Annotated in this window: 18 protein-coding genes; 14 read left to right on the plus strand and 4 right to left on the minus strand. The window is 54.9% G+C overall.

Translation table 11 applies throughout. From position 1 onward, the window contains the following. Nucleotides 1-8: 8 nt before the first annotated feature. Entirely contained in the window at nt 9-1,481 is a 1,473-nt protein-coding gene (rfaE1, locus tag J4E05_RS09550; protein WP_349594826.1) for a D-glycero-beta-D-manno-heptose-7-phosphate kinase, read from the plus strand. A 23-nt stretch (nt 1,482-1,504) separates the two neighbouring features. Here the strand turns inward: rfaE1 and J4E05_RS09555 are convergent, their stop codons facing one another. Then, nucleotides 1,505-2,095, minus strand: coding sequence for a nucleotidyltransferase family protein (locus J4E05_RS09555; protein ID WP_349594829.1), 591 nt, complete (start codon nt 2,093-2,095; stop codon nt 1,505-1,507). Between the two features lie 26 nt (nt 2,096-2,121). Then, entirely contained in the window at nt 2,122-3,168 is a 1,047-nt protein-coding gene (gene cbiB, locus J4E05_RS09560; protein ID WP_349594832.1) for an adenosylcobinamide-phosphate synthase CbiB, read from the minus strand. 233 nt (nt 3,169-3,401) lie between these two features. Between cbiB and J4E05_RS09565 the strand changes: the two genes are divergently transcribed. The 13 genes from J4E05_RS09565 (at nt 3,402) to bioB (ending at nt 16,643) form a co-directional block, all read left to right on the plus strand. Continuing rightward, nucleotides 3,402-4,430, plus strand: a complete 1,029-nt coding sequence (locus tag J4E05_RS09565) for a sirohydrochlorin chelatase (RefSeq protein WP_349594834.1) — start codon at nt 3,402-3,404, stop codon at nt 4,428-4,430. Between the two features lie 32 nt (nt 4,431-4,462). Next, nucleotides 4,463-5,161: a precorrin-8X methylmutase gene (locus J4E05_RS09570; protein WP_085587510.1), complete on the plus strand. Its 699-nt coding sequence runs from the start codon at nt 4,463-4,465 to the stop codon at nt 5,159-5,161. Further along, entirely contained in the window at nt 5,154-6,464 is a 1,311-nt protein-coding gene (gene cbiE / locus J4E05_RS09575) for a precorrin-6y C5,15-methyltransferase (decarboxylating) subunit CbiE (RefSeq protein ID WP_349594836.1), read from the plus strand. Before J4E05_RS09570 ends, cbiE begins: the two co-directional genes overlap by 8 nt. After that, nucleotides 6,461-7,198, plus strand: a complete 738-nt coding sequence (gene cobI / locus J4E05_RS09580; protein ID WP_349594838.1) for a precorrin-2 C(20)-methyltransferase — start codon at nt 6,461-6,463, stop codon at nt 7,196-7,198. The genes cbiE and cobI overlap by 4 nt, the downstream gene beginning before the upstream one ends. Next, the gene (gene cobJ / locus J4E05_RS09585) at nt 7,195-9,123 is read left to right on the plus strand and encodes a precorrin-3B C(17)-methyltransferase (protein ID WP_349594840.1); all 1,929 of its coding nucleotides are present in this window, start codon (nt 7,195-7,197) and stop codon (nt 9,121-9,123) included. The genes cobI and cobJ overlap by 4 nt, the downstream gene beginning before the upstream one ends. A gap of 3 nt (nt 9,124-9,126) precedes the next feature. Then, on the plus strand, nt 9,127-9,897 hold the full coding sequence (cobM, locus tag J4E05_RS09590) for a precorrin-4 C(11)-methyltransferase (protein WP_349594842.1): 771 nt from the start codon (nt 9,127-9,129) through the stop codon (nt 9,895-9,897). 174 nt (nt 9,898-10,071) lie between these two features. Continuing rightward, the gene (locus J4E05_RS09595; RefSeq protein WP_349594845.1) at nt 10,072-11,475 is read left to right on the plus strand and encodes a circularly permuted type 2 ATP-grasp protein; all 1,404 of its coding nucleotides are present in this window, start codon (nt 10,072-10,074) and stop codon (nt 11,473-11,475) included. A 16-nt stretch (nt 11,476-11,491) separates the two neighbouring features. Beyond that, on the plus strand, nt 11,492-12,451 hold the full coding sequence (locus tag J4E05_RS09600; RefSeq protein ID WP_349594847.1) for an alpha-E domain-containing protein: 960 nt from the start codon (nt 11,492-11,494) through the stop codon (nt 12,449-12,451). 1 nt (nt 12,452) lies between these two features. Continuing rightward, nucleotides 12,453-13,274 (plus strand): transglutaminase family protein, encoded by an 822-nt coding sequence (locus tag J4E05_RS09605; RefSeq protein WP_085587496.1) that lies wholly within the window; start codon nt 12,453-12,455, stop codon nt 13,272-13,274. 16 nt (nt 13,275-13,290) lie between these two features. Next, entirely contained in the window at nt 13,291-14,037 is a 747-nt protein-coding gene (locus J4E05_RS09610; RefSeq protein WP_085587494.1) for a proteasome-type protease, read from the plus strand. Between the two features lie 84 nt (nt 14,038-14,121). Beyond that, nucleotides 14,122-14,772, plus strand: coding sequence for a GntR family transcriptional regulator (locus tag J4E05_RS09615; RefSeq protein WP_349594851.1), 651 nt, complete (start codon nt 14,122-14,124; stop codon nt 14,770-14,772). A gap of 273 nt (nt 14,773-15,045) precedes the next feature. Beyond that, nucleotides 15,046-15,645 carry a biotin transporter BioY gene (locus J4E05_RS09620; protein ID WP_349594854.1) on the plus strand — a complete coding sequence of 200 codons (600 nt, stop codon included), beginning with the start codon at nt 15,046-15,048 and terminating at the stop codon, nt 15,643-15,645. Beyond that, nucleotides 15,645-16,643 carry a biotin synthase BioB gene (gene bioB / locus J4E05_RS09625; protein ID WP_349594857.1) on the plus strand — a complete coding sequence of 333 codons (999 nt, stop codon included), beginning with the start codon at nt 15,645-15,647 and terminating at the stop codon, nt 16,641-16,643. Before J4E05_RS09620 ends, bioB begins: the two co-directional genes overlap by 1 nt. 165 nt (nt 16,644-16,808) lie before the next feature. Here bioB and J4E05_RS09630 read toward each other — a convergent pair whose 3' ends face one another. Both J4E05_RS09630 and J4E05_RS09635 read right to left on the minus strand, forming a co-directional pair. Then, entirely contained in the window at nt 16,809-19,394 is a 2,586-nt protein-coding gene (locus tag J4E05_RS09630) for a plasma-membrane proton-efflux P-type ATPase (RefSeq protein WP_349594859.1), read from the minus strand. A 979-nt stretch (nt 19,395-20,373) separates the two neighbouring features. Next, entirely contained in the window at nt 20,374-20,973 is a 600-nt protein-coding gene (locus tag J4E05_RS09635; protein WP_246832807.1) for a CHAP domain-containing protein, read from the minus strand. Nucleotides 20,974-20,982: the final 9 nt, after the last annotated feature.

The following is a 20,982-nucleotide window of genomic DNA, read 5'->3' on the forward strand; positions in this document are numbered from 1 at the left end:
TGCCGCCGATGACCGACCTTAGCCACCTTGCCCGTTTGGTTGAAGATTTAGGCAATGCCAAAATCCTTTGTATTGGCGATGTCATGCTGGACCGGTTTGTTTATGGGTCTGTCACACGCATTTCGCCCGAAGCCCCCATTCCGGTTATTCGGGTACAACGCGAAAGCGCAATGCTGGGTGGGGCTGGCAATGTGGTGCGCAATGCCACTGCTCTTGGTGCAGCCGTCAAATTTTTATCAATGGTTGGCGATGATTTGCCCGGACGCGAGGTCATGGAATATGTTGCGGGCGATAAACTGGTTGAACCCTATATCCAGATCGAACGTAACCGCCCGACCACGATTAAAACCCGCTTTATCGCGGGCGGTCAGCAATTATTACGATCCGACAACGAAACCACATTACCCCCGTCTGCGATCACTCTGACCCATGTGGGCGAACTCGCCGCACAGCTAACACCCGATGTAAACGCCATTGTTCTGTCAGATTACGGCAAGGGCCTTGTGGATGCCCATATCGTCAGCGCGACCATTGCCGCCGCCCGTGCCGCCGGCAAAACCGTTATTGTTGATCCCAAAGGCAATGATTACAGCCGCTATCGCGGGGCAACACTGGTAACGCCCAACCGGGCCGAAGCAGAAGCCGCCACCGGCATTGCTGTAAATAGTGATGACGATGCAGTACGCGCAGCACGCCATATCATTGAAAATTGCGACATTGAAAATGTTTTGCTGACCCGCAGCCAGGATGGCATGACGCTGGTATCGTCGAACGGCGATGTGCTTCATTTACCCACCGAAGCCCGCGAAGTTTATGACGTTTCGGGTGCCGGTGACACCGTGGTTGCCTGCCTTGCCGCCAGCATTGCCGCAGGTAGCAGCATCGCCGATGCGGCCCGCATTGCCAATGTTGCCGCCGGTATTGTGGTCGGTAAAATCGGCACCGCCATTGTTTACCCCGACGAACTGATCACATTGTTGCATCACCATGACCTTATGATCGGTGAAGCCAAACTGATGAAACTGGACCGCATGGTCGATCGGGTCGAACGCTGGCGCCGCAAGGGATACAAGGTTGGCTTTACCAATGGCTGCTTTGATTTGCTTCATCCGGGCCATATCAGCCTGTTGCAACAGGCGCGCTCGCAATGCGACCGGCTGGTGATTGGCCTGAATTCCGATGCCTCGGTCAAACGCCTGAAGGGTGAAACCCGCCCGGTTCAGTCCGAAGCGGCCCGTGCAGCCGTTCTGGGCTCACTTGAAACCGTCAGCGGCGTGGTTATTTTTGATGAAGATACCCCGCGCGACGTTATTTCAGCCTTAAAACCCGATATTCTGGTCAAAGGGGCGGATTACACCATCGAAACCGTGGTTGGGGCCGATATTGTTCAGGGCTATGGCGGCAAGGTGTTTTTGGCCCAGCTGGCCGATGGATTTTCAACCACATCAACCATCGCACGTATGAACCAAAAACCCGGTTGAAACAGGGTTATTTCGAAATCAAATCAATTTAACGGCGCGTCATCCGGCCATGGCAGAATGGAAAGTTGCGGCCAGATTTTGCGCCAGCGTTCGGTTTTCTGGCGGTAAACATCGCCAACCGGCAATACAGGATTAGGCACAACCCGCCCCGCCATCACATTTTCCAAACCGAATGGCGCATGAACACAACAATCGCCAGCCGGATTTTGCGCCACGCCAATTGCCGTGGTTTGATAGGCAAAACGGCCAATGCCATCGGCGGCACACGTAACCGGCCCATAGGGAAAGCCAAATTTTGGTTCGTACCAGATCGGTACCCGCGCCTGATTGCGAACTTCAACCCGAACCGGTAAATCGTCAAACACATCAGCGATTTGCGCAATCATCCGGTCTTCTGCCTCAAACGATGTATCACTATCGAAATAAAACAGGTCATAGTCGGCAATATGGGCATCGACTGCAAACCCGGCCTGAAGATTCCACACCGTTTGCGCCAGGCAGCCAGCGGTTAACCACCAGTCTGCCAACCCAAATATCGCCATCCGGTTCAGAATCGCATCATTATGCGGGTTCTGGCGTACCATTGCCAAAAAACGGGTTTCAATATCCTGCATTTTGCCACCGCCTCCCGTGACGAAACCTAACGGTTCAGGGCCATCCAAACCAGAACCGGCCACAAGCCGTTTAGCACGCACGCCAGCACAAACACCCGCAAAGCCGCGCGAATGTCATCGGGCGAGGCATTGCGCCGTCCGTCCCCAATATAGGGATCATGGACAATTTCACGGCCATATTGGCGTGGACCGGCCAGCGACAGGCCCAATCCCCCCGCCATTGCCGCTTCCTGCCAACCGGCATTGGGCGATTTATGTTTGCGTGCATCGCGCCACATGGTGTGCCAGGCACGTGCACCTGCTATCACCCCTTGTGAAATCAGCACCGCCAAACACACAAGCCCACCGGCCAGCCGGGCGGGAATAAAATTAACCACATCATCAAGCCGGGCAGCGAAACGGCCAAAATAAAGATAACGCCGGTTACGATGGCCGATCATGGAATCCAGGGTATTAATCGCCTTGTAAAGACAAAGACCAATCGGCCCGGCAACGGCAAACCAGAACAATGGTGCCACCACCCCGTCGGAAAAATTTTCCGAACAGCTTTCAATCGCTGCCCGGCTGACCCCTGCATGGTCCAGACTGGCCGGGTCGCGCCCGACAATCATGGAAACTGCGGTGCGCCCGGCCGCAAGCCCGTCATGCTCCAGCGTGTCAGCGACGATTGCGACATGCTGATACAAACCTTTTTGCGCAATCAGCACACCCAGCAGGAAAATTTCCGCCACAATGCCCGAGGGGGCCTGTTGTGCCCAGAACTGCACCAGCCCCCCCGTGCATCCCGCAACAGCCAACACGATCAATACGGTAATGACACCGCGAAACAACCGGTCCCCGTCACTGCGTTCAGGACGGTTCAGGCGTTTTTCAAAAAAGGAAATCAGCTTGCCGATCCAGACTACCGGATGCGAAATGCGCGAAAACAGCCACGGCATATCGCCCGCAACCCCATCCAGAGCCAAACCCAGAATGATCACGGCAACGCCAAAGCCATAAATGCCCGGTATCGGGACAAAAAAATCGAAAAATGCCTGTTCCATCACCGCAAGATGCGGCGCTTGCGAGATCACGTCAATATGACTTTGCTGATCACACCTTTAACCATTTTCATAATTTTTCAATATTCTTCATAACTTAGCCAACATCCTGTAACAGGCCTGCACAGTCAAAAGTACAATTTCCAAAGCTGCTGCTTGCAATCGGGTGTTCAATCAGGGAAAACGTGAGGAACATCGAGCGGCACCATGTCCATAAGGACAGGTTCAGACCGCATTGGCGAGAGAGAGAAAAAGGAGCAGCCTTTATGTCCCCCAAAGGTGCGGTCATGATTTGCGGTCACGGTTCACGCGACGAACGTGCCGTTTCACAGTTCAACAACATGGTTGAACAGATGAAACAGACCCATTTCGCCGATTACGATGTCGAAAGCGGCTTTCTGGAATTCGCCCATCCGATTTTACGAGACGGGTTTGAAAAGCTGAAAGCCCTGGGCCACAAAAAGATCTACGCGCTGCCAGGCATGTTGTTTGCTGCGGGTCATGTCAAAAATGACCTGCCCAGCGAGGTCAATAATTTTGACCATGAAAACCCCGATATTACGGTAAAATTCGGCCGCGATCTGGCGATTGACCCGAAATTACTGCGTGCCAGCGCAGACCGCATCGAAGAAGCACTGGCAACCGCTGATCACAGTGTTGCGCGCAAAGATACCCTGTTAATGGTGGTTGGTCGTGGTACCAACGACCCCGACGCCAATTCCAATGTCTATAAAGTGGCGCGCATGCTGCAAGAAGGCATGGGGTTTGGCCGGGTAGAAGTCAGCTATTCCGGGGTCGCCCATCCGCGTGTGAATGCCGGACTGCGCGAAGCAATGAAACTGGGTTATAAACGGGTTGTTGTCTTCCCGTATTTCCTGTTTGTCGGCATTCTGATCGACCGTATTTATGCCCATACTGACGAAGTTTCCGCCGAGTTCCCCGATATCAAATTTATCAAGGCGTCGTATCTGGCTGATCACCCGCTGGTTCTGGAAAGTTTTGCCGAACGGCTGGCCGAAATTGATACCGGCGACAACAACATGAACTGTCAGCTGTGCAAATACCGCGAACAGATCATTGGGTATGAAGGCGATGTTGCCACCCCGCAGGTCGGACACCATCACCATGTGATGGGTATTGGCACCGACGGGCACAGCCACGGACATTCCCATGGTCATGGTCATAGCCACGGGCATTCGCACGGTCACAGCCATGATCACGGTCATTCACACACACATGACCATCATCACGATCATAATCATGACCACAGCGCCATAGACAAAACCGGCAAATAAAGCTGCCAGAACAAGCGACAAAGGGCGGGGTTATGTTTGATTATCTGCGCGATCCGCAGGCCATATACCGGCAAAGTTTCGCCACCATCGAAGCCGAAGCCAACCTCGCCCGTTTTTCGCCGGAAGAACGGCCCGTTGCCATACGTATCATTCATGCCTGCGGCATGGTTGAAATGGCCGACAACATTGTTTTTGGTCCCGACGCCATCAATGCAGGCACCAGGGCCTTGCTGGCGGGCAAGCCGATACTGGTTGATGCCGAAATGGTCCGAAATGGCATTATTACGCGCTTGCTTCCGGCGCAAAACACGGTCATTTGCCGATTAAATGACGATAACATTCCCGCCCTTGCCGCCATGACCGGGACCACCCGGTCGGCCGCCGCCGTTGAAACCTGGACCAACGACATCGCCGGCGCAGTTATCGCTATTGGCAATGCCCCAACCGCCCTGTTTCATGTTCTTGATGCCGTCATATCGGGCCACTTGCCCAAACCCGCCCTGATCATTGGCATGCCGGTGGGATTTGTCGGCGCAGCTGAAAGCAAGGAAGCCCTGATCAATCATGCACAGGATGCCGGTATTCCCTTTGTCACCCTGCGCGGGCGCTTTGGCGGCAGCGCCGTTACTGCAGCCACGGTAAATGCGTTGGCCCGCATCGCCAAACCCGCCGAAAACGCCGATGGCACCACACCCGTCATGACCAAGGACGGAAAAATCGCCCATGACTGAACCTGCACACAGCGCTACCCCCCCCGCACACACCGATAAAATCCCGGCGCAAAACGGCAAAATCACGGTTATCGGCATTGGCGAAGACGGGTTTTCAGGCCTGTCCCCTGCCGCCTGCCAGGTCATAAAACAGGCCAGCATAATTTTTGGCGGCAAACGGCATTTGGCAATGCTGCCTGACGATATTGCAGCCCGGCAATCCCCGTGGATCAGCCCGTTTTACGACAATATGCCCCTCATCGCCGATGCATTGGCGCAAAACCCGGTTATCCTTGCCAGTGGCGACCCGATGTATTTTGGCGTTGGCAACACGCTGGCTGATCATTTCGGCTTCGAAAACATATCGATTTTTCCCGCGCCCTCGTCGATCAACCTTGCATGTGCCCGCACGGGCTGGCCGCTGGCAGAGTGCGATGTGATCACGTTACATGGCCGCCGCCCTGAAAATTTGCGCGCCTGTTTACGACCGCGCGGCAGAATTATTGCCCTGTCACATGATGCCACCACTCCGGCCCTGGCCGCCGTAATGCTTTATGATGCCGGATATGGCGACAGCAACATCACGGTTTGCGAACGGCTGGGCGGCGAACACGAAAAAATCACCACCAAAACTGCGCGCGAATGGCAACATAAGGCCGTAGGCCATGATCCCGATAATTTGATCGACCCGCTTAACGTTATCCTGATCGATCTGGTTGCCGATGTCACCGCATCCATCTTGCCGCTTGGCCCCGGCCTGCCCGACGATGCCTTTATTCATGACGGCATGATCACGAAATCCGAAATACGCGCCCAAACCATATCCTCGCTTGGTCCGTGGAAAGGGGCCGTGTTGTGGGATATCGGGGCAGGGTGCGGCAGCATTTCCATCGAATGGATGCGCCTGGGCGGATGTGCCGTTGCCATTGAACGCGATGGCAAACGCTGTGACATGATCGGTAAAAATGCCACCCGGCTGGGCACCCCGGATTTAATTTTGCATCATGCCAGCATCGACCATGCCCTGGATATGGCAAAAACAGCCTCTGATCCACATCGCTTCCCGGCACCTGATGCCATTTTTATTGGCGGAGGCATCACCACACCCAACCTGATGGAACACTGCTGGAACCTGTTATCGACCCACGGGCGACTGGTGGCAAATACGGTGACGCTGGAAGGCGAACAGGAATTGTTTCGATTTTATAATAAATTTGGCGGCACGCTATCACGGTTAACGGTTTCACGTTTGGCCGCACGTGGCAATTTTACCGGCTGGCACAATCTGGCCCCGGTCACCCACTATGTCGGAGTTAAATCATGACCGCGAGCGCAAACACAAATGCGACCGTCACACGCAAAGGCACCGCCTATGGGTTGGGCATTGGGCCGGGCGAAGCCGACCTGATCACGCTAAAAGCCTATAAAATTTTGCAGGAAGCCGACGTCATTGCCTATCCGGCACTGGAAGACGGTGCCAGTTTGGCCCGGCAAATTATCGCCCCGCATATGCCGGAAGGCCGCACCGAAATTGCCATTCGCATTCCCATGGGCCAACCGGCCGATCGTATTTACGATGCCGCCGCCCTTGAGATTGGCGAACATTTGCGCGCCGGGCGCACGGTGGCGGTTTTGTGTGAAGGCGACCCGTTTTTCTATGGCAGCTTTATGTATTTATATGGCCGCCTGGCCGAAGCAGGCTTTCCGGTGCACACAGTTCCAGGCGTTAGCTCCATGATGGCCTGTGCCGCACAACTGGGCGCACCGCTAGCCGCCAAAAACGATGTTTTGCAGGTCATTCCCGGCCCCTTGCCTGCCGACCGCCTGAAAACACAACTGGCCGATACCGATGCCGCCGCCATCATCAAGCTGGGCCGCCATTTTGCCAAGGTACGACAGGTGATTAACGAACTGGGCCTGACGGACCGGGCGCGCTATATCGAACGGGCAACACTGGACAGCCAAAAAATGGTGCCACTGGCAGACTTGCCCGATGATGCCACCGCACCTTATTTTTCAATGATCCTGATCCACCGTCGCGGAGACGCATGGAAATGAACAGCCCCATCCCATCCCCCCTGCCAACCGATCCGATTGCCCCCATCGCGGTTATTTGCTTAACCCAGCGCGCCCTGCCCACGGCAAAGCGCATTGCATCATCCCTGCAAGGGGCCAGCCTGCACGGGTTGCGCACCCGGGTTTCCATCCGTGAAGTGGATGTCGCGTTTGATGATACCATTGCGCATCTGCAACAAACCTTTGCCGCCGACCATGTGATTATCGGTGTCTGCGCCAGTGGCATCCTAATCCGCGCGCTGGCCCCGCTTTTGGCCGGTAAATGGCAGGATGCCGCCGTGATCGCGGTTGATGAAGCCGGTGAAACCTTTATTCCGCTGTTGGGCGGGCATCATGGGGGCAACAAACTGGCGCGTGATCTGGCCAAAAAGCTGGGCGCGCGTGCCGCCATTACCACACCGGGCGATGCCGCCCTGGGCCTGGCGCTGGACGAACCGCCTGCGGGCTGGAAACTGGCGGATAAAGCCGCCGTCAAACCCGCCACCGCTGCCCTGTTGGCCGGGGCCAGTGCCAAAATCACCATCGATGCCGGCTCGGCCGCCTGGCTGACCAACAGTGCCATCCCCCAGGATGAGCACGGCACCGTGGCCCTGCATGTTACCGCGCGCGCCGAAACCGGCATTCTCGCCGATCAAAGCGGCGATCTGGCCCCCGTCACGTTCCACCCGCCTGTGCTGGCGCTGGGCGTCGGGTGCGAACGCAATTGCGACCCAGCCGAGCTGATCGCGCTTGCCGAAAAAACCCTGGCCGATGCCGGGTTAAGTGCCAAGGCCGTTGCCTGTGTCACCTCGATCGACCTTAAGGCCGACGAACCTGCCGTTCATGCCCTGGCAACACATTTGGGCGTTCCGGCCCGCTTTTTTACCGCAAACGAACTGGAAGAACAGGCCCCACGCCTGCAAACCCCATCAGACATCGTCTTTGCCGAAACCGGCTGCCACGGAGTGGCCGAGGGGGCGGCCCTTGCCAGTGTTGGCAGCGATGGCACATTGATCGTTGCGAAACAGAAATCAAAACGCGCCACCTGTGCCATTGGCCTGTCGCCAGCGGATATTTCGCCGCAAAAAACCGGGCGCGGGCAGGGGCGTTTATCAATTGTGGGCATCGGGCCGGGCCAGGCAAGCTGGCGCAGCCCCGAAGCCAGCACCCTGATCGCGCAGGCCAGCGATATTGTTGGCTATCAGATGTATCTGGACCTGTTGGGCGACCTGATTACCGGTAAGGAATTACACCATTCCGACCTGGGGGCCGAAGAGGCCCGCGCCCGCCACGCGCTGGAACTGGCCGCCGAAGGGCGCGATGTCGCCCTGATCGGGTCGGGCGATGCTGGCATTTATGCCCTGGCAACCCTGGTATTTGAATTGCTGGACCGCGAAGACAAGGCCGCCTGGAACCGGGTTGCCATACAGGTATCACCCGGTATTTCAGCCCTGCAAGCCGCCGCCGCACGCATTGGCGCGCCGCTGGGCCATGATTTTTGCGCCATTTCCCTGTCCGACCTGCTCACCCCGCGTGAAGATATTTTGCGCCGTATTGCCGCCGCCGCGGCGGGCGATTTTGTCATTGCGTTTTATAACCCGGTATCCAAACGTCGCCGCGATTTGCTGGCAACCGCGCGTGACGTGCTGCTTGATAACCGCCCGGCGGATACGCCGGTGGTGCTGGGCCGCCAGTTAGGCCGCCCGGATCAGGAAATTACGGTCGTTCCGCTATCGAAACTTGAGGTCGATATGGTCGATATGCTGACCACCGTTCTGGTCGGGTCCAGCAACAGCAAACATATCATCCGGGGCATGGGCGAATGGGTTTACACCCCGCGTGGCTATGCCAAAAAAGGGGCCGATGCCGCCAAGGCCCCGGTTCATAGCAGCCATTCCGCCCCAAGCACGACGACAAAGAAAGACTAAATCATGACGGTTCATTTCATTGGGGCTGGTCCCGGTGCCCCCGACCTGATCACGGTCCGCGGCTTACGCCTGATCGAAAAATGCCCGGTTTGCCTTTATGCCGGGTCGCTGGTGCCCGAGGAAATTGTGACGAGTGCACCAGCCGATGCCCGGGTGATAGATACCGCCCCGATGAATTTGGATGAAATCATCGCCGAAATGAAAACCGCACACAAAGCCGGGCAGGATGTGGCCCGGGTGCATTCGGGCGATCCCTCCATTTACGGGGCGATTGCCGAACAGATCCGCCGCCTTGAAGACCTTGATATTCCCTATGACATCACGCCGGGTGTGTCGGCCTATGCGGCCGTTGCCGCCGAAATCGGCGCGGAACTAACCCTGCCAGATATTTCGCAAACCGTCATTCTGACCCGTACCGCAATGCGGTCCTCGTCTATGCCGGATGGTGAAAGCCTGGCGGAACTGGGCAAATCGCGTGCGACACTGGCGGTTCATTTATCAATTAACAATCTGGCAAATGTGGTACGCGACCTGATGCCACATTACGGCGAAGATTGCCCGGTTGTCATTGCCTATCGCGCCACATGGCCCGATGCCCGTTACCTTTACGGAACGCTGGGCGATATTCGCGCCAAGATAAAAGGCAGCGGCATTACCCGCACCGCCCTGATCATGGTGGGCGAGGTGTTCGGTCGCCGCGATTTTACCGATTCCCGGCTTTATGCCGCCGACCATCATCATGTGCTGCGCCCAAAAAAACCGTCGGTCAAATAGTAACTGCCGGTTTCTGCCCAGACTTTTCGCAGTTGCAGCATATTTTTTCATCAACCAGTCAAAACGCATAAAAAACATTCATTATCCACCCAAACATCCTTGACCCCCGCCGGTTCCGCTGCCTTTAATCTATACCAAGGTCGGAAAACGACCCGAAAAGGAAGGGAATGGCGCATGTTCAACGAGATGAAAATGAACGATCAGGTGCGCGAACCCTATCGCGCACTGGTTGACTGGATGGATGCCACGGGGCCTGAAACACTGGCCCAAAAACGGCTGGAAGCCGAAACGCTGTTTCGCAAAATCGGCATTACCTTTGCCGTTTACGGCGAAGGCGGCGACCCCGAACGACTTATTCCGTTTGATTTGATCCCGCGCATTTTTACCGCCGCCGAATGGCGCAAGCTTGAACGCGGTGTCAAACAACGGGCGCGGGCGCTCAATACATTTTTATATGACGTTTACCACAATGCCGAAATCATTCGTGCCGGAATCGTCCCCGCCGATCTGGTTTACCGCAACGCCGCCTTTGAACCCGCCGTCATCGGCATTGACCCGCCCCGCCGGGTCTATAGCCACATTGTGGGCGTGGATGTGGTGCGTGTAGGCCCCGATGAATTTTATGTGCTGGAAGATAACTGCCGTACACCATCGGGCGTTTCCTATATGTTGGAAAACCGCGAAATCATGATGCGGATGTTTCCCGAACTGTTTTCCAAATTGCGGATCGAACCGGTCGACAGTTACCCCGATCAGCTTTTAAAAACGTTAAAAAGCATTGCGCCGCGCAAATGTGAAAACGACCCCAATATTGTCGTGCTCACCCCTGGTGCCATGAACAGCGCCTATTACGAACATTCCTTTCTGGCCGACCAGATGGGGGTTGAACTGGTTGAAGGACAGGATCTTTTTGTCTCTGAAGGCCGGGTTTACATGCGCACAACCCGCGGACCAGCACGGGTAGACGTTATCTATCGCCGCATTGATGACGATTTTATCGACCCGCTTTGCTTCCGCCCCGACTCGGTTCTGGGGGTGCCAGGCCTGATGAATGTGTATCGTTCCGGCGGGGTTGCCATTTGTTCGGCACCGGGGGCCGGTGTGGCCGATGACAAGGCGATTTACACCTATGTCCCCGACATGATCCGGTTTTATCTGGGTCAGGAACCGATCCTGAATAATGTTCCCACCTGGAAATGCGCCCGCCAGGACGACCTGAAATATGTGCTGGAGCATCTCCCTGAACTGGTGGTCAAGGAAGTGCACGGGTCTGGCGGATACGGCATGCTCGTTGGTCCGGCCTCAACCAAAGAAGAATGCGCAACCTATGCCGAACGCATTAAAGCCAACCCGTCGGACTTCATTGCCCAGCCCACTCTGTCCCTTTCGGCCTGTCCAACCTTTGTCGATAGCGGGATCGCCCCGCGCCATGTCGATTTTCGGCCTTTCTGCCTGGTCGGCGATGACATTCGCCTGACACCGGGCGGACTGACACGGGTTGCGTTACGGGAAGGATCGCTGGTGGTGAATTCATCGCAGGGCGGGGGTGTTAAAGACACCTGGATCATGGCGGAATAAAACAGGAAGACAGAACATGCTAAGTCGTACTGCTGAAAATCTGTTCTGGCTGTCGCGCTATGTGGAACGTGCGGAAAACATGGCTCGCCTGTTGGAAATGGGCTATCGCATGGCCCTGATGCCCGCCGCGGGAGATGGTAACAGGTCGGAATGGCGATCGGTTCTCTCTGCGGCTGGCTGTGCCGAAGGGTTTGATGCCAACAGCGCAGACAATACAGAACTGACCCAGGCCTCTGTGTCGGATTATTTGATTTTTAACCGCGATAATCCGTCATCGATCATTAATTGTTTTGAATATGCCCGGGCCAATGCCCGTGCCATGCGCACCGCCATTACCCAGGAAATGTGGGAAGCACTTAATGGTGCATTAATGGAACTACGCCGTACCCCGATGCACAACCTGGCAAAAACCGACCTGCCCGGGTTTATAGACTGGGTCAAAAGCCAGGGCGCGCTGTTTCGCGGTGCCACCGACTCGACCATTTTACGGAATGACGGCTATGATTTTATCCGTCTGGGCACATTCCTGGAACGGGCCGATAACACCGCCCGTCTGCTTGATGTGAAATATTACGTGCTGCTACCCGAAACCAGCATGGTCGGCGACGGGGTTGATAACTATCAATGGACCACGGTTTTACGGGCAGCATCCTCGATGCGGGCTTTTCACTGGGTTTACCGTGATGATTATTCACCGTGGCGCATTGCCCATTTCCTGATCCTCAACCCGTTCAGCCCCCGATCGCTGGCCCATTGTGTGGAAAATATCACCAGCCACCTCGAACGGTTGGCCCGCCAATATGGCCAGCGTCAGGCGGTTCACAGTCTGGCGGTCGATACCTATGCCATCCTGACACAGGGAGACATGGACGAAATCTTCAGCCACGGCCTGCACGAATTTTTAAGCGACTGCCTGCGGCGTTATCAGGCTTTGTCCTCGGCAATTGCCGAAACCTATTATTTCGGGGGGCAGTAACATGCGCCTGACAATTGAACACAGAACCCGCTATCGTTATGCGCCTTCTGCACGCTACGTCACCCAAAGCCTGAAACTGACCCCATCCCTGTTTGACGGGCAACGCATTGTCGACTGGTCGATCACGGCAGAAAACTGTGCCATCACGTCAGAATTTGTTGATGGTTACGGCGACACCGTCAGCACGCTTACCTGCAATGGCCCTGTCGATGAAGTTGAAATTATAGTGCGCGGTCTGATCGAAACGACCGATATGGCCGGGGTACTTGTTAATCATCGTGAAAAAGCATCGCCACAGGTATTTTTACGCGCCACTGCCATTACCAAACCCAGCGCTGCCATTCGCAAACTGACAAAATCGGTGGCAAAATCAGTTGGCGACACAGCAAGCCTGCTTGAAACGGCCCATGCCCTGGCCGCCGCCGTGCGCGACGAGATTGACTACGTCCCTGGCTCCACCCACGCCCATACGACTGCGGCCGATGCCCTGGCTGCCGGGCAGGGAGTTTGCCAGGACCACGCCCATGTTTTGCTGACTGCAGCCCGCCTTATGGATATTCCGGCCCGTTATGTATCGGGTTATCTGTTTGCCGATTCCGAAGGAGTCCCGCACGAGGCCGCCCACGCCTGGGCCGAACTTTACATTAATGATATTGGCTGGGTCGGGTTTGATCCTGCCAATCGCTGTTGCCCAACAGATTTTTATGTTCGCCTGGGGTCTGGACTTGACGCCAGAGACGCCTCACCTATACGTGGCATACATTCTGGTGGTGCCGACGAGGATCTGGATGTAACCGTCATCGTCGCGCAGTCACAACAATAGCTGGACGTAAGAAAAAATGACCTATTGCGTGGGCCTGATGCTTGATGAAGGGCTGGTTTTCCTGTCTGACACCCGCACCAATGCAGGCCTTGATAATATTTCGCGCTATCGCAAAATGTTTACCTGGGAAGTTCCTGGTGAACGCGCCATTGTGATGCTGACGGCAGGAAACCTTGCCATCACACAAGCCGTCGTCAGCGTTTTGCGCGAAGCCATCGACGACCCCGATACGCCCGAAGGCGATAATTTACTGACTGCACCGACCATGTTTCGCGTGGCCGAACTGGTGGGTGAAGCCATGCAGTCGGTTCAGCACAAATACCAGGACACACTGGAACAACGCAAGGAAAGCTCCGGTGCCAGTATTATATTGGGCGGCCAACGGGCAGGCGGCGCACAACGCCTGTTTCTGATTTATGCTGCGGGCAACTTTATCGAAGCCACTGAAGACACGCCTTACCTGCAAATTGGCGAACACAAATATGGCAAACCCATTCTCGACCGGGTGATTACCCAGGAAACACCGATCGAAGAGGGCGTGAAAGCTGCCCTTTTATCGATGGATTCGACCCTGCGGTCCAATTTATCGGTCGGAATGCCGCTGGATCTGGCAGTGTTACCCGAAGGTAAATGTGCATTTTCCGAACGGCGTCGCATCGAAGCCGAAGATACCGGTTTCAAAGCACTGTCTGATGCCTGGTCCCAGGCGCTGCGCAAGGCATTCTCCGATATGCCTGACGAACATTGCGCACCGGATTGTTAAACATATCATTCGAAAATGACCTAATTTACCCGATAGCGATATGCGCGCTCGACAAGTTCGGGCGCGCAAATTATCTATAAAATTATGACAAACGACAAAGACAATACGATTACCGGCAAGATCACGCGCGCATTGGCCGACCGGATCATCGCCGGGCATATCGCACCGGGCAGCAAATTAAGGCAGGATCACTTCGCCGAGGAATTCGGCGCAAGCCATGTCCCCGTGCGCGAAGCCTTTCGCCGCCTCGAAGCACAGGGACTGGTGGTAAGTGAACCACGCCGGGGTGTTCGGGTGGCAAGTTTTGATATTGCCGAAGTTCGCGAAGTCGCCGAAATGCGCGCATCGCTTGAAGTTCTGGCCCTGCGCCATGCAGCCCCGCATTTAACCACCGCCATTCTGGACGAGGCCGAGGCAATTAACCGCGCCGGGGAAAATGCCGCTAATGTCCGGGCATGGGAAGAAACCAATCGCGCCTTTCACCGCCTGATCCTGACCCCGTGTGGCATGCCACGTTTGCTAACAACGATTGACGACCTGCACGCCGCCAGTGCCCGCTTCCTGTTTTCCGGCTTTCGCATGGAATGGGGGGCCCCGACCGATCAGGATCACCGCGCCATCCTGAAAGCCCTGCGCGACCGGCAATTTGACGTCGCCGCCGCCACCCTTGCCCGTCACGTCAAATGGATTGGCGCCAAGCCGGGTGCCAAACCCCGCCTGAAAACCCTTTCCTGAATGTTTTTTTGCCCCTGAAATTCTGTCCCGGATGACAAACCTGCCTGCCTTTGAGCCTTGCAGGTGCGTATTTGTGCGCCCGCCTGTTATTTTATAGATAAAAATAAATTAATTAAATCAGCTATATAGATAGAAACACTCATAAAAATCCACACACATACCCTCATTATCTATTTTTCGATTGATTTTACCCTTCTGGCACGGCGTAATTAATAGATCAGATTCGTTTTTATCTATAATTTTAAGAACGCTCCACAGAAGGACCAAATCACCATGAACAACACCGTGTCCAAACCGGCAGAAACCCGCATCGCAACAGAATCAAAACCGGAAACAAAAACGGGCCTGAAATACAGCCTGATGATTCTGGCCGGTATCGCCGTGCTGACCGCAAGTGCCAAAATAACCGTTCCTTTCTGGCCGGTGCCGATGACCCTGCAAACCATGGCGGTTATGGCAATTGCGCTGGCGACCGGACCCCGCGTTGCCAGCGCAACCTTTCTTGCTTATCTAGCTGCGGGGGCCGTTGGTTTGCCTGTTTTTGCCGGCACACCGGAACGCGGTATCGGGCTTTCCTATATTGTCGGGCCAACCGGCGGCTATCTGTTGGGTTACCTGATGGCATCATGGCTGGTCGGAAGTCTTGCACAGGGGCGCGGCACATTGGCCCGTTTTGGCATCATGATGGTCGGCATGATCCCGGTCTATGTTCTGGGTCTGGCATGGCTTGCGGTTTTCGTTCCGCTTGAAAAGGTTGCCCAATACGGCTTCACCCCCTTCATTCTCGGCGACACCCTGAAAATTGCTCTTGTTGCCTTTGGCAGTGCGGCCTGCACCCGCTTTGCCAACCGCAATCAGGATGGCAACGCATAATGTACAGCCATCCCACCCAAAACCCGGCAATCGATCAAACCATCCGCCATGACTGGAGCGTGGACGAGATCGAGGCGATCTGTCGCCTGCCCCTGCTGGAACTGATGGGCCGCGCCAGCGCGGTCCATCGGGCCCATCACGACCCGAATGCCGTGCAAAAGGCCAGCCTGCTGTCGATCAAAACCGGCGGCTGCCCCGAAGATTGCGCCTATTGCCCGCAATCGGCCCACCACCGCGAGGTCAAACTGGGCAAGGAACAATTAATGGACCCCGGGATCGTTTTAAAAATGGCAGCCCGCGCCAAAGCCGCCGGAGCGGACCGTTTTTGCATGGGGGCCGCGTGGCGCCGCGTGCGCGACGGGGCCGCTTTTGACGCGGTAATCGACATGGTTCGCGGTGTGCGCGATCTTGGCATGGAAGCCTGCGTGACCCTTGGCATGCTTGAAACCCGGCACGCCGAACGCCTCGCCGGGGCGGGATTAACGGCCTATAACCATAATCTCGATACCAGCCCGGAATATTACAGCCAGATCATCTCGACCCGAACCTATCAGGACCGGCTTGATACCCTTGCCGCCGTACGCGGCGCCGGTATTGATCTTTGCTGTGGCGGCATCATCGGCATGGGCGAAAGTATCCGTGACCGGGCATCGATGCTCCATGTTCTGGCCGGGTTTGCCCCCCATCCCGAAAGTGTGCCGATTAACGCGCTGGTCCCCGTGGCGGGAACGCCACTCGCCCATCGCGCGCCCGTCGATGCCCTGGAACTGGTCCGCATGATCGCAACCGCGCGCATCACCATGCCAAAATCCACCCTGCGCCTGTCGGCAGGGCGGACTGATCTTGGTCGCGAGGCCCAAATCATGTGCCTGATGGCCGGGGCTAATTCGGTGTTTTACGGTGAAAAACTTCTGACCACACCAAACCCGGAAGAAGATTGCGATACGGCCCTTTTTGCTGCTCTCGGCCCTGTTCCGGTGTCGGTTACAATGGCCTGATCATCACTCACTCCCCCGAACCTGCGCACCCCACCCGCGCAAGGTTCATTCTGGCGAAGTGCCTGCCAGCAGGCCTTCGCCATTTTTCCACATCCGACGATGGCCCGGAAAAAAAGCGGCCCGTGAAAATCCGGGTCGCTTTTTGTTATGTTTGGTCAGGCCGCATCAATGTGAATGAAACACATCGGTCATACGGGCAATATGGCGGGCCTGACGGGCTTCACGATACGCCAGCAAGCGATAAGCCATAATTTTAAAGCCACTATTGATCACAAACCAGATCAGCGCATAAGCCCAGATCAACAAGGCATATTTCCAGCCAACCGGGGTAATGAACCAGCCATAGACGGCCGCCAGTGTGCCAACAATCTGGGTAATTTCGGTGGCGATAAACAGCTTCAGGCTAGGCCACGGTTTATGCCAGATAGCACCTTTGTTACGGGTCAGATAAATCGTTAAATGGCCAGCCACCAGCAATTTCAGGAAAATCAGCGACTGAATTAACCCACGGTCAAGATGCAGATATTGTTCACAAATCCAGAACAACAGGAACGATGCCACAACGCCCAAAACACCCAACATGCACGACATGGTCAGCGTCGTCGCCATATCCCACCGAACCGGACGGGGGGATACCGGCGCATTATCATAGGCAATCATCATGATCGGAAAATCGTTTAGCAGGGCCAGCAACACGATCATGACGGCAGTCACGGGGTAGAAATTAAACACCAAAATCGATATCGTCATGAACAGCAACACCCGGATCGTCTCCGATATCCGATAGGTGGCATAACTGCCCATGCGTTCAAATATCCGCCGTGCTTCTTCTATTGCGGTGGTAATCACCGACAGGCCCGGTGCCGTTAACACCAGATCAGCTGCCGCCCGTGCCGCGTCGGTGGCACCACTTACCGCAATGCCAACATCGGCCTGCTTTAGGGCAGGGGCATCATTGACGCCATCACCGGTCATACCAATAATATGCCCACGATCCTGCAATTCCTTGACGATGGCGTATTTATGTTCGGGAAATACCCGGGCATAGCCATCTGCCTGTTCAATGGCAGCAGCACTAATTGCCGGTATGCCGTCGCCAAAGGCCTGATCCGCAGGCAGGATATTGTGTCCCATACCCAAAGAAGTGGCAATTTGCCGGGCGATGGCTTCGTGGTCGCCGGTAACCATTTTAATATCCACCCCCATCGCTGCGGCTTCCCGCACGGTTTGGGCGGCATCCTCGCGGGGCGGGTCAAACAAGGGCAACAGGCCCAAAAATTGCCATGCCCCGGCATCTTTCGCATCCATCCCTGTTGATGTTTCTGCCACCACACGACGTGCCACACCAATGGTGCGATACCCGCGTGCCGCCATATCATCAACCGCATCACTCACTGTTTTAACAATGGCGGCATCTGGCGAAACCAGCTTTAAAATAACCTGTGGCGCCCCCTTGGCGACCTGAAACGGCTTTCCGTCACAGATAACAGTTGCTTCTGCACGTTTGGATACCGGATCAAACGGATGAAAAGCGGTCGTTTGACAGGAAGACGAAATCGCCTGACCGTTAAGGCCGCCTATCACCGCCTGATCAATCGCATCGCCCCCTTCGGGACGCGAGGCCAATGCCGCCGCCAGCAAAAGATCATCCCTGTCTTTTGCTGCCAATATTATCGGCTCCCCCAGGGTTAACCGGTTCTGGGTAAGGGTGCCGGTTTTATCCGAACATAAAATGTCGATCCCGGCAAGTTCCTCGATCGCAACAAGGCGCGACACAATGGCTTTAAGACGAGCCAGTTTTTCCGCACCCACCGCCATAGTGACCGACAATACAGCCGGCAGGGCAACCGGGATCGCCGCCACTGTCAGGATCAAGGCAAACAAAACGGTTTCAAACCACGGGTCACCGCGAAACAGTGCCACGGTTAAAATGATGGCAACAAGGCCAAGGGTCGACAAAATCAAAAAATTGCCAATCCGCATCACCGCTTTTTGAAAATGCGAAATATTGCCGGCGTTTTGCACCAGCCTTGCGGTTTTGCCAAAATAGGTATTCATGCCCGTCGCCGTAACCTGGGCTGTCATTTCGCCCATTTTCGCAATCGAACCTGAATAGACATCGTCGCCGGCTTTTTTATCAACCGGCAACGATTCCCCCGTTAGCGCGGACTGATCCACAGCCAGATAATCACCGTCCACCAGGCGGGCATCGGCAGGAATAATATTGCCCAGTCGCAGCGAAACGATATCACCGCACACCAGATCACGCGCCGGAATTTCCCGCCATTTGCCATCACGCAACACACGGGCATTCAGAGCCAACTGGTTTTTCAATGCCGCAATGGCATTATCCGCCTTGAATTCCTGCCAAAAGCCGACACCCGCATTTAACAAAAGCATGATCAGGATAATGGCGAAGTCGGCCCAATGCTGAACCGCAGCCGATAAAATGGCCGCAACCTCGATCATCCACGGGATCGGCCCCCAAAAATAAGACAACAGCTTCCACCAGACATTTTGTGTCTGTTCGGCAATAACATTGGGGCCATCGCTGGCAAGGCGGTTTTGGGCATCCGCCGTGGCAAGGCCGGTCTGAATATCGGTCGGGTTTTCAAGCGGCCCGGATGAGGCAGAAGTGCCAGGGCCAGAAGCGGAGGAAGACTTTTTTGGCGGTATCGGGGCATGAGCAGAGGAGGGAGTAGCACGATGGCGAGAGTGATTGTTGTCCCGCCCTTCCAGATCATCTGACATGGCATGGTTTCCGTAAACAACAGATCGAAGGCAGAACTATGCGCCCCACCCGCAGATAAAACTTTGAGAGAAATCAAACGTCACGGGGAAATTTTAAAATCCAATTGATTAAAAATCAGGATCAGTGCTTTGAAAATACGATGAAAATTGAACCCTTTTTCTCACCAAAACGTTCGAAAAACCAACGGGCAGTACGCAAAAAACGATGAAACAGCCTTCAGGTGCAAATTTTATCAAAACAATCCCGCAACACGTTGTCCAATTCGGGGATACGGGCAAATCCATGCCAGATCGCTATCTGAAAAAACTCAGAAATTACTTTAACTTTTAAATCAATTTAAAAATGTTAAAGCATCAAATCAGACCAATAGGATAGTATTTTGATAAAAAAGTATAATTTTCCTATATCAAGGGCGATGCTTTCAGTCAGCTACAAATTTTTTACGTCGGATTCGTTGTTCTGAAAAAGTCAATTTCTGACAAAAATCATAGCAGGAAAAAGCTGAGCGGTATTGTTTGCGTGTACCCGAAATTATTTCAATTTTTGAAGTAAATCATGCAGAAATTTATATAAGCACCTGTTATTTGGTCTTTTTTATGATCATAATCTGCAAACAGAAAAACACATCAAATTTGACCTTCTTTCAGCAAAATCACGGGCAATTTTCAGCAGAATCTAACCCCTTATTATAAGCGCCAAGTCGGGTTAAGCAGGGCGAAATGACTTTAAAATCAGACGGGGCGGGCGAGGCGGAGCCAGGGCCGGCAAGCAGACTGATCCGAGAGCAGATCGGACGGGGGCCGACAAAATGAAGTGAGATCAGCCGACACCAAATGGCACAGCACACCGCCCGTTAAACCCGCAAGCAACAGCAACTGCACCCTTAAAACACAAAACCCGCCAATGATAAAACACAGGCGGGCGATAGCGTATTCAAGGTAAAGACCAGGCAAAGAGGCCGAATGGAACGGCAGTAATCTAGTTGGCCTCGGCTGTTTCACTGGGCTGATAGATAAACCCGTGCGACGGGTAAATTCGGCCAAATGTGCCAATCGTGTTCATCAGGCGTAACTGGGTCCAGTCGTTTTTGGGCGAAACATCCTCGACCGGCTGGCGCAAATGCACTTTGCCGCGCGTACGGGAATCACTGCCCCAATTGGCCTGGTTAACCAGAATATGACGTTTATCAAGAACAGCAGCAACCACAGCAACATGACCATATCGCAAGCGTTTGGTTTTTTTGAACGCCAGAACCGACCCGACAACCGGCGTATTGCCACGTTTGAACTGGTTTTTGGCTTTACCCCACCAGGTCCAGGCATCGCCATAAATTTCAATGCCCGAAACCGCCCGGGCATAGGGCACACATTGCAAAAATTCGTCGGTAGGGGGGAAACTGTTTAACCGTGCTGATGGCAAAGATACATGGGCAACCTGGGTAACACGCGCATCGCGATCCAAATCGGGCTGAACGGACACACCGGTCGCACTATTGGCGGTAGAAAAACACCCGGCTAAAACCAAACTCAGACAGACAATCGCAAGCTGACGCATTCCACGACCCCCAAATAACTGCATTCCACCATA

The sequence above is a fragment of the Thalassospira sp. NFXS8 genome, assembly GCF_040148805.1.
Classification (GTDB): domain Bacteria; phylum Pseudomonadota; class Alphaproteobacteria; order Rhodospirillales; family Thalassospiraceae; genus Thalassospira.